The organism is Odoribacter sp. N54.MGS-14 (assembly GCF_000980295.1).
Taxonomy (GTDB): Bacteria; Bacteroidota; Bacteroidia; order Bacteroidales; family Marinifilaceae; genus Odoribacter; species Odoribacter splanchnicus.
Window position 1 is genome coordinate 1 of sequence record NZ_LARL01000095.1, and the last position, 8,796, is coordinate 8,796.

The 8,796-nt window shown below is 42.6% G+C and carries 7 protein-coding genes; 4 read left to right on the forward strand and 3 right to left on the reverse strand.

Annotated elements, in window-relative coordinates; all coding sequences use genetic code 11:
- The first annotated feature begins 149 nt into the window (after window positions 1-149).
- Entirely contained in the window at window positions 150-1,337 is a 1,188-nt protein-coding gene (locus WS42_RS13585) for a 6-phosphofructokinase (protein WP_013613396.1), read from the forward strand.
- 76 nt (window positions 1,338-1,413) lie between these two features.
- Here the strand turns inward: WS42_RS13585 and WS42_RS13590 are convergent, their stop codons facing one another.
- Window positions 1,414-1,653 carry a hypothetical protein gene (locus WS42_RS13590; RefSeq protein ID WP_013613395.1) on the reverse strand — a complete coding sequence of 80 codons (240 nt, stop codon included), beginning with the start codon at window positions 1,651-1,653 and terminating at the stop codon, window positions 1,414-1,416.
- Window positions 1,654-2,005: 352 nt separating this feature from the next.
- Here WS42_RS13590 and WS42_RS13595 point away from each other — a divergent pair, with 352 nt between their 5' ends.
- The 3 genes from WS42_RS13595 (at window position 2,006) to WS42_RS13605 (ending at window position 5,674) form a co-directional block, all read left to right on the forward strand.
- Entirely contained in the window at window positions 2,006-3,364 is a 1,359-nt protein-coding gene (locus tag WS42_RS13595) for a UDP-N-acetylmuramate--L-alanine ligase (RefSeq protein ID WP_022161229.1), read from the forward strand.
- A gap of 388 nt (window positions 3,365-3,752) precedes the next feature.
- Window positions 3,753-4,052, forward strand: a complete 300-nt coding sequence (locus tag WS42_RS13600) for a hypothetical protein (protein WP_229053262.1) — start codon at window positions 3,753-3,755, stop codon at window positions 4,050-4,052.
- A gap of 260 nt (window positions 4,053-4,312) precedes the next feature.
- A complete protein-coding gene (locus WS42_RS13605; protein WP_013613391.1) occupies window positions 4,313-5,674 on the forward strand; it encodes a TrpB-like pyridoxal phosphate-dependent enzyme in 1,362 nt (453 codons plus the stop codon).
- Between the two features lie 113 nt (window positions 5,675-5,787).
- Here the strand turns inward: WS42_RS13605 and WS42_RS13610 are convergent, their stop codons facing one another.
- Both WS42_RS13610 and WS42_RS13615 read right to left on the reverse strand, forming a co-directional pair.
- Window positions 5,788-7,746, reverse strand: a complete 1,959-nt coding sequence (locus WS42_RS13610; RefSeq protein WP_022161228.1) for a tetratricopeptide repeat protein — start codon at window positions 7,744-7,746, stop codon at window positions 5,788-5,790.
- A 180-nt stretch (window positions 7,747-7,926) separates the two neighbouring features.
- The coding region (locus WS42_RS13615; protein ID WP_046451255.1) for a Kelch repeat-containing protein at window positions 7,927-8,796 on the reverse strand (870 nt) is incomplete at its 5' end.

Genomic DNA, 8,796 nt, shown 5'->3' on the forward strand with positions numbered 1-8,796 from the left:
CTTTCTCCTCCCTTTCCGCTACGCTCCAAGGACGGAGGAAGAGGGGGATGGTGTTGCACTTCTATCTTGACGGTAGCCGATTTATTTTGCTATTCAGAATATATTTTATCACTTTTAGTGTGAATTTACTAACATTAATTTCAATTACTATGAATCAGAAAGCAAAAGGAATTATCGGTATTTTAACCGGAGGAGGAGATGTACCAGGATTGAATCCCGCCATCAGAGCAGTCACCATACGTGCCTTACGAGAAGGGTATAAAGTGATCGGAATCCGGCGGGGCTGGAAGGGTTTGGTCGATGTCATCCGGGACAAAAAAGTAGATAATTCATGTAATTATTTCGAGTTGACCGAAGAAATCGTAAATAAAGCAGGACGAACAGGAGGTACTTTTTTACATTCATCCCGGACACGTGCTTCGCATGTCCCCCAATCAGCCGTTCCCGAACATCTGAAGGACAAATACAATGCAGAAATAAACGATTTAACCCCTGAAGTCCTGAAGAATCTGGAATTTATCGGCATCGACTACCTCATCCCAATCGGAGGAGACGACACCTTAAGCTATGCCGTACGCCTGAGTCAGGAAGGAGTAAAAGTAGTAGCGATCCCGAAAACGATGGATAACGATGTACCGGGTACGGACTATTGTATCGGTTTCAGTACCTGTATCACCCGGACGATCGAGCTGACCCATGACTTGCGAACTTGCGCCGGTTCACACGAACGGCTGCTGGTACTGGAAGTCTTCGGACGCTATGCCGGTTTCTCAGCCATGTTACCGACACTGGCAGGAGCAGCAAACCGCTGTGTGATTCCCGAATACCAATTCGATATCGAACGGTTAGCGGAATTATTATGCCAGGACCGGTATACCAATCCGAGCAAGTATTCAGTGGTACTGGTATCCGAGGGAGCTAGTTACAGCGGCGGCCAGATGATGTTCCAAAGTGATGAAGCGGACATGTTCGGTCATAAGAAATTAGGAGGAATTGGAGATTATGTTTCCAACGAGCTTAAAAATCTTTCTCCTAAGTTCAATAAAGGGGAAACCATCAATGTCATCAATCAAAAACTTGGTTATCTGGTACGTTGTGGAAATCCGGATGCGATGGACTCTATCGTGCCTATGGCTTATGGTAATCTTGCACTCGATTTAATCTCTAAAGGAATGCACGGGCGTTTAGTCATTTTAAGAAACGGACGTTATGATAATGCACCTATAGATATTGTCACCAGTAGTAAAAAATTGGTCGATATCAATAAATTCTATAATACCGATCGTCTGCGTCCTCAATACAATAGCTTCGAATTTATGCCGCAAATGATTCTTTAAAAGCTAAAGGCTAGAGGCTAAAGGCTAAGAACGATTAAACGCTTATAGCTTTTAGCCTTTCGCTTATAGCTTTAAATTACTTAGTTTTTTTAGGGGTCGGTGCCTTTTGTTTCATAGCGGCAGAATCGGGAGCGATGCTATCCACTGCAATAACGACAGTCTCTGACTCGATAACGGTTACTGAATCAGCGGGTTGCTCTGTTGCCTGAACTTTCGCCTGTTCCTTTTTCTTCTGAGAATTTCCGCAAGCGGCCATAAACAATACTACTGCAACCATTGTAGTAAAGACCCAAGCTGTAGAACCTTTTGTTTTCATTTCCTGTTTTTATTTAGTATTACAGAAAGATTTTACGCAATCCTGAACAAAAAGTTTTATTACAGGTCGCCGGACATACGGTTCCGGATGATTTTTTCGAAAAAATAAGGGTAAATCCGATATCCGAAAGGCTCACACCCTTCGAACAAAAGTATTCTCCGAAGACCAGAAAATAAATAAATCTCATGTACTGATTTTAAATTACACAAAAATTTGTCACGACTAATTGTATTTCTCTTTGCAAATTGTGTACCTAAAACAACTATCTTTGTCCTATAAGATTATCGGATAGCACACAGAACTAATTTATTTACAATCGATTGAATATCTACAACACTATAAAAATAAGTTTATGAACATACATCTTATTGCTATCGGGGGAAGCGCAATGCATAACCTGGCGTTAGAACTTCATAAAAAAGGATATCAGGTGACCGGTTCGGATGACGAGATTTTCGAACCCTCGAAATCCAGATTAGAAGCAGCAGGCCTGTTACCGGAAAAGTGGGGTTGGTACCCGGAACGCATCACCTCCCGTTTAGATGCCGTCATTTTGGGTATGCATGCCCGGGAAGATAATCCGGAACTACAAAAAGCACAGGAACTTGGAATTCCGATTTACAGCTATCCGGAGTATCTGTACGAGCAAACCAAAAACAAATTACGGGTCATCGTCGGCGGAAGTCATGGAAAAACGACCACAACTTCGATGATCATGCATGTTTTGAAAACATGCGGAATAGAATTCGATTATATGGCCGGAGCTTTATTGGAAGGCTTCGATACCATGGTTCACCTGAGCGACCGAAGTAAAATCGCTGTTTTCGAAGGAGACGAATATCTTTCTTCTCCCATCGACAGACGCCCCAAATTCCACCATTATCACCCCGATATCGCTATCCTCACCGGCATAGCCTGGGATCATATGAACGTTTTCCCTACTTTTGAAAACTATGTAGAACAATTCGCTCTTTTCACCCGACAGATCACTCCGAACGGTAAACTCATCTATTACGAAAATGATGAAAATTTACGACAGATCGCCTCTCGGGTACCTGCTTCTGTACAAGCGATCCCATATACAAGTTTTCCTCATTATACCGAAGAAGGAACCACTTATTTAGCAGGTAGCTTACCGACCCCTATTCAGGTATTCGGAGAACATAATCTGCAAAACATTTCAGCCGCCTATCTGGCTTGTAAAGAATTGGGCATCGACGAAACCGCTTTTTTAAAAGCCATCGCTACTTATAAGGGAGCAGCCAAACGCCTGCAAAAAATAGCCGAACAAAACGATACAGTCGTATTCCTCGATTTCGCCCATTCGCCATCAAAATTACAAGCGACCATAAAGGCTGTACGGGAACAATATCCCCGACGCAAGTTAATCGCTTGTATGGAATTACACACTTTCAGCAGCCTGAATGCAGCTTTCCTTCCACAATATCGTCATACCATGGACCTGGCAGACGAAGCTATCGTATTTTTTAATCCGGAAGTCGTAAAGCATAAACGCTTACCTGAGATCAGTTCCGAAGATGTCAGAAAAGGTTTCGACGATACGCAATTGAAAGTATTCACGGATAACCGGCAATTACTAGAAGAGCTAACACAAAAGAATTACGAAAATAGTGTATTGCTCATTATGACTTCGGGCAATTTTTCAGGCATCGATATAAAAGAATTAGCCACGCAACTCATTCATAAATAAAATATAGCCGGGAAAAATTCCCGGCTATCTCACCAAGCTTCTCCTCTCTCCGAACAAGAACATATTCGTATATTATCTCAAACAAATTATACGAAACAACTATTATCAATCCATTTTGTGACGTAATTTCAAAATTTAATTATAACTTATAAACGAAGGCTAAGGCAAATGTAAATAATTTTCAAAAGAAACACAAGAAACGGTCTTTACAAGTAAACATTTTTATATTGCGTCAACCATGGATATGTCAATAAATCAAAGGCTTGCTAATTTTCTCTATGAGAAAAAAATTTCACAAGAAGAATTACGAATTAAACTTGGTCTGAAGACACGTCAACAAGTGAGTAACTGGTTAAATTGCCGGGATCACATACCAGACAAGCATCTGATGGGAATTATCCGTCTATTCCCGGAACTAAATGCCAATTGGCTCATCCGTGAAATAGGAAGTCCGCTTATAGACCAAAAATCTCTCCGGCAAATCAATCGGAACGAATTCGGTTTCTGCGAGGAATGTTTGGAAAAAGACAAAGAAATAGAAACCCTGAAAACCCTACTACTCAAGAAAGAAGAAGAAATCGAGAAAAAAGAAAAAGAGATGCGAGAATCTTGCCGGGAATTAGGGAAAATGGAAGAACGTCTATCCCAATTCGAAAAAGTATTAGCACAAAAAGAATGTACCCATTAGAATAAAAATCCATTATTATTTGGAATTTAAAAAAAATCATTTCTATATTTGTTGCATCAAAAGAGAATAGAAGAGATGACAAAACAAAATCACATGACTCAGAATTGGTGGTGGCGCCGGTTGAACTTCGTAATAAACGATGAGGTAATGTGATTCTATTGTATAAAAGAACTGAAGCGCCTGATGTTTATTACGAACATCAGGCGTTTTTCTTTTGCTTAATCATTAAAATCAGATAAACACACTAAAACGCAAACAACATGAAAGGAGACAAGAAAATTACCCTGACAGAAAAAGAATTACCGACCCACTGGTACAACATCGTGGCGGATATGACCAACAAACCGTTACCTCCTCTGAACCCTGTAACCAAACAAGCAGCCAGTAAAGAGGACTTTTTGCCTATTTTTGCCGAAGAGTTAGTCAATCAGGAATTTTCGCAAGAACGTTTTATCGAAATTCCTGAACAGGTACAAGATTTGTACAAAATCTGGCGTCCGACTCCGCTAGTCAGAGCTTATGGACTGGAAAAAGCCCTGGATACCCCGGCCAGGATTTATTTCAAAAACGAAAGTACCAGTATGGCAGGATCACATAAACCCAACACCGCCATCCCACAGGCTTATTATAACTATAAACAAGGCATCAAACGCCTGACCACCGAAACAGGCGGAGGGCAATGGGGATCTGCCCTGAGCTTCGCAGCCCGTTACTTCGGAATAGATTTAAAAGTATTCATGGTGAAGGTCAGCTATAATCAAAAACCTTACCGTAAACTGATGATGAACACCTGGGGAGCCGACGTCATTCCCTCGCCGAGCGAACTGACGGAAGCCGGAAGAAAAATCCTGAGCGAACATCCCAATTCTTCGGGTAGTTTAGGTATCGCAGTATCGGAGGCTGTTGAAATGGCAGCCAAAGATCCTCAAACCAACTATACCATCGGCAGTGTATTGAACCATGTATTGATGCACCAAACCGTCATCGGAGAAGAAGCTATTCTTCAAATGGAAAAGGCAGGAGCGGAACCCGATGTGGTGATCGGTTGTTTTGGCGGTGGCTCGAACTTCGCCGGTATCGGCTTTCCTTATTTACGCAAAAAACTAACCGAAGGGAAACAAATCCGGGTCGTTGCGGTAGAACCTCAATCCTGTCCGAAACTAACCCGGGGAACCTTCCAATATGATTTCGGCGATACCGTAGGGCTGACTCCTCTCATTCCCATGTATACCTTAGGCCATAATTTCGAACCGGCCAATATTCATGCCGGAGGACTTCGCTACCATGGAGCAGGAGCGATCGTCAGCCAATTATTAAAAGACCGGTTGATCGAAGCTGTAGATATGCCTCAGCTAGAAACTTTTGAAGCCGGAGTACTATTCGCCCGTACCGAAGGGATTATCCCTGCACCCGAATCGACCCACGCCATCGCCCAGGCGATCCGGGAAGCCCAAAAGGCCAAAGAAGAAGGAAAAGAAAAGACGATCTTATTCAATCTTTCGGGTCACGGTATGATCGATCTGTATGCCTACGAACAATACTTCGCCGGTAACCTGCAAAATTATACCATCCCCGACAGTGAAATAACCTGCTCACTGAAAGATTTGGAGAAAATTATTTAAAAGCTAAAAGGCTATAAGCTAAAAGCGATAGGCTAAACCCACTCGCTTTTAGCCTTTAGCTTTTTGCTTTTTGCTTATAGCCTTTAGCTTTTTGCTTATAGCTTTCCCGCCTTTCAGTTTTCCTTACAATAGCGCTTGATAACATTATAGGCGCTCACGATACCCAACTCACCGGCTTTACTCAAATCGGCATTTGCCAAAGCTTTTTGGCCGGTATAGATATACAATAGTCCCCGGTTGAAATAGGCTTCGGCAATATCCTTATCGAGTCTCAATACCTGATTAAAAGTTTCGATAGCCCTCTCGATCTCGCCATTTTTGGCATATACATTGGCCATATTGAATAAGGCAAAAACAAAATCAGAGTCTATCCGGAGACATTCATTATACCCTTCTATGACCTGAGAATAATCTATCTTGCGTTGCATTTGCTGTTGTTCACCGACAATACGGGGAGTCTTATCATCCACAGATTCGATATAATCGAACATTAACATTCTGGCATTAGCTAAATTAAACAGTGCCAAAAGATTATCAGGTTCTTTCTCCAATATCGCCGAAAAGTCTTCGATGGCTTTGGCATACTCCTTTTGATTGAGATAAATACTTCCCCGGATCAAATAAGCATCCGCATCCCCTGTCTGCATTATCCGCCCGGTCAGCTCTTCGACATAAGATTCTGCAAAATCGGCCGGATATACCAAATCTTTATTACATAGCGTAATAGCCGGATTATAATTATGTGCCTGATTATAATCCATAATATGCCGGTTATAATATTGTACTTTACCACTTCTCAAGGAATCCAGGCTCAGGTATTGCACATAAAATACATCCTGCAATTCGATGATCACTTTCTTATCCTGCACCCGTCCGTTGATCACATCCCGCACTTCGTCATGCCGGGCATTGATATCGATCAACTTCTGGAAATTGGCCGTAGTATCTACCAAAGCATTCTTATCTCCTTCTTTCATCCGCTTATAGCGATCCATGATCTGCATCGCCAAATAATGATCCTTATCGGCAGCCTCGAAATCCTTTAACTCCTGATTAACGGCCGCCCGTGCCAGATAAGCTTTCACAAAATCCGGATACAAATGAATACTCTCAGTGAAATCATCGTAAGCCCCATACCAATCCCGGATATCCATTTTCAGCAATCCCCGGTTGAAATAAATCAGGATATTATCGGGATTCATTTCCACCACTTTATCCAAATCCCGGATAGCCGCATTTTTCTCGCCAACCTCTGCCCGCAACATAGCCCGGTTGTAATAAGCATAAATATAATTGCTATCGATCCGGATCACTTCACTATAATCGTTCAATACTTCCGGATATTTCTTCATTTCATACCAAACCATCGCCCGGCTCATCAATATACGCTTATTCTCGGGATTAGCTTTTAAAGCCCGGTTAAAATCTTCGATGGCATTGTGATACTCTTTATGCTGAAACCACAAATATCCTCTCAAACCGAAAGCATCGTCCGAAAACATATTCAACCGGATAGCAGAAGTACAATCGGCCATCGCTCCCTCCCAATCGTCCAGTTTTTCCCGGACCACAGCCCGGTTTAAATAAGCGGCTACCAGTTTACTATCGATCATCAACGCTTTCGAGTAGTCTTTTTCAGCAGCCTTAAAATCCCCCATTTCAGCTTCGGTAATCCCCCGGTTGGCATACACATAAGCATCCCTGGGCTCTAAAGCGATCGCCTGAGCATAGTCGGCCATCGCCTCCTCATATTTACGTAAGTTATGCCAAGCCACTCCACGATACATATAAGCATGAAAATAATTGGGATTCAACTCGATAGCCTTCGAATAATCCTGTATCGCCCCTTCATAATCATCCAGATTCAATTTGGCCAGCCCCCGAAAGAAATAAGGCTCCGACAAATAGGGCTTTACCCGAATAATGTTATTAAAGTTATCTATAGCAGAAATATAATCATCGAAATAAATGGCATTTTGTCCCATCCGGAGGATGTTATTGGTATTCCACTGAGCATATCCCCTCCAAGAACACAGGAACAAAAAAGCAAATAAAATAAACGTTCTCCTCATTTTTCTCTAAAGTTTATGCGCTAAAGATAAATAAAAAAGATATCGGATACAAATAAAGCCCAAATGGATCGTTGGTATAACATAACTTCAAAAACAGACGGATCAAAAAAGATGGAGCCCAAGAAGAGCCCCATCTTTATATCATTCCGCTTTCAAAATCCGAATCGATCCGGCAACGTACTATTCACGAGGTGCATAGTCGTTATCATCGTCTTCGTCGATTCCAGGAGTGAATTTCCAGGTATCGACATCTATCGGAGCATTCATTGTCGATCCTCCGGTAGTCACATACCCGTAATCATTAAAGGTAAATCCTACGGCATAGGCACGTCTGTTCATTGCAGCAGGCAACTCGGTCACTTCATCCCAACGGTCAGTGTCGATATTATATTCCCAGCAAGTACCCGGATAACTACCGTTACCTGTAGCCACATATCCTTTCAATACACCTCCATCTCTTGAAGACACAAAAGCAACGGCATATGCGCGGGGAATCTGATTGTAATCATTGTCGAAACCACGTCCGTCCTGATCAACCAAAGGCTCTTTATCATCCCAGGTCGTACCGTCGAAGGTATATACATCCCGGCGGAAATTGGAGCCGGAAGAAGAAGCAGCACCAAGACATACCACAGCTTTGTCTTTGATCACAAAAGCAACGGCACCACAACGGGGATCGCCAGGGAACTCAACATTACTCCAGGCAGCATCTCCTGATTTAGAAGGATCGAAACAATACATATCGTTCACCACCATTCCACCGCTAACCAGTCCGGTCCCGACATAACCTTTACCATTTAAAGAAAAGGCGATACCGTCTCTACGTCCACCATCTACACGATCCTTAGGCTTCGGTAATTTAGTGGCAGGAGCCGAACTCCAACTAACTCCATCGAAAGTATAAAAATCGTCATAATATGTTTCGACACCCAAAAATTCACGGTATCCGGTTCCGACATAAGCCACCTGACGACCTTCTTCACCGACGACGAATGCCACAGCACCGGCACGTCCAACAGCAGGGAAACTGGCGACAGAAACCCACGATTT

Coding starts and splice junctions, on each gene's coding strand:
- WS42_RS13585 (WP_013613396.1), top strand. CDS start 150: ATGAATCAGAAAGCAAAAGGAATTATCGGTATTTTAACCGGAGGAGGA.
- WS42_RS13590 (WP_013613395.1), bottom strand. CDS start 1,653: ATGAAAACAAAAGGTTCTACAGCTTGGGTCTTTACTACAATGGTTGCA.
- WS42_RS13595 (WP_022161229.1), top strand. CDS start 2,006: ATGAACATACATCTTATTGCTATCGGGGGAAGCGCAATGCATAACCTG.
- WS42_RS13600 (WP_229053262.1), top strand. CDS start 3,753: ATGGGAATTATCCGTCTATTCCCGGAACTAAATGCCAATTGGCTCATC.
- WS42_RS13605 (WP_013613391.1), top strand. CDS start 4,313: ATGAAAGGAGACAAGAAAATTACCCTGACAGAAAAAGAATTACCGACC.
- WS42_RS13610 (WP_022161228.1), bottom strand. CDS start 7,746: ATGAGGAGAACGTTTATTTTATTTGCTTTTTTGTTCCTGTGTTCTTGG.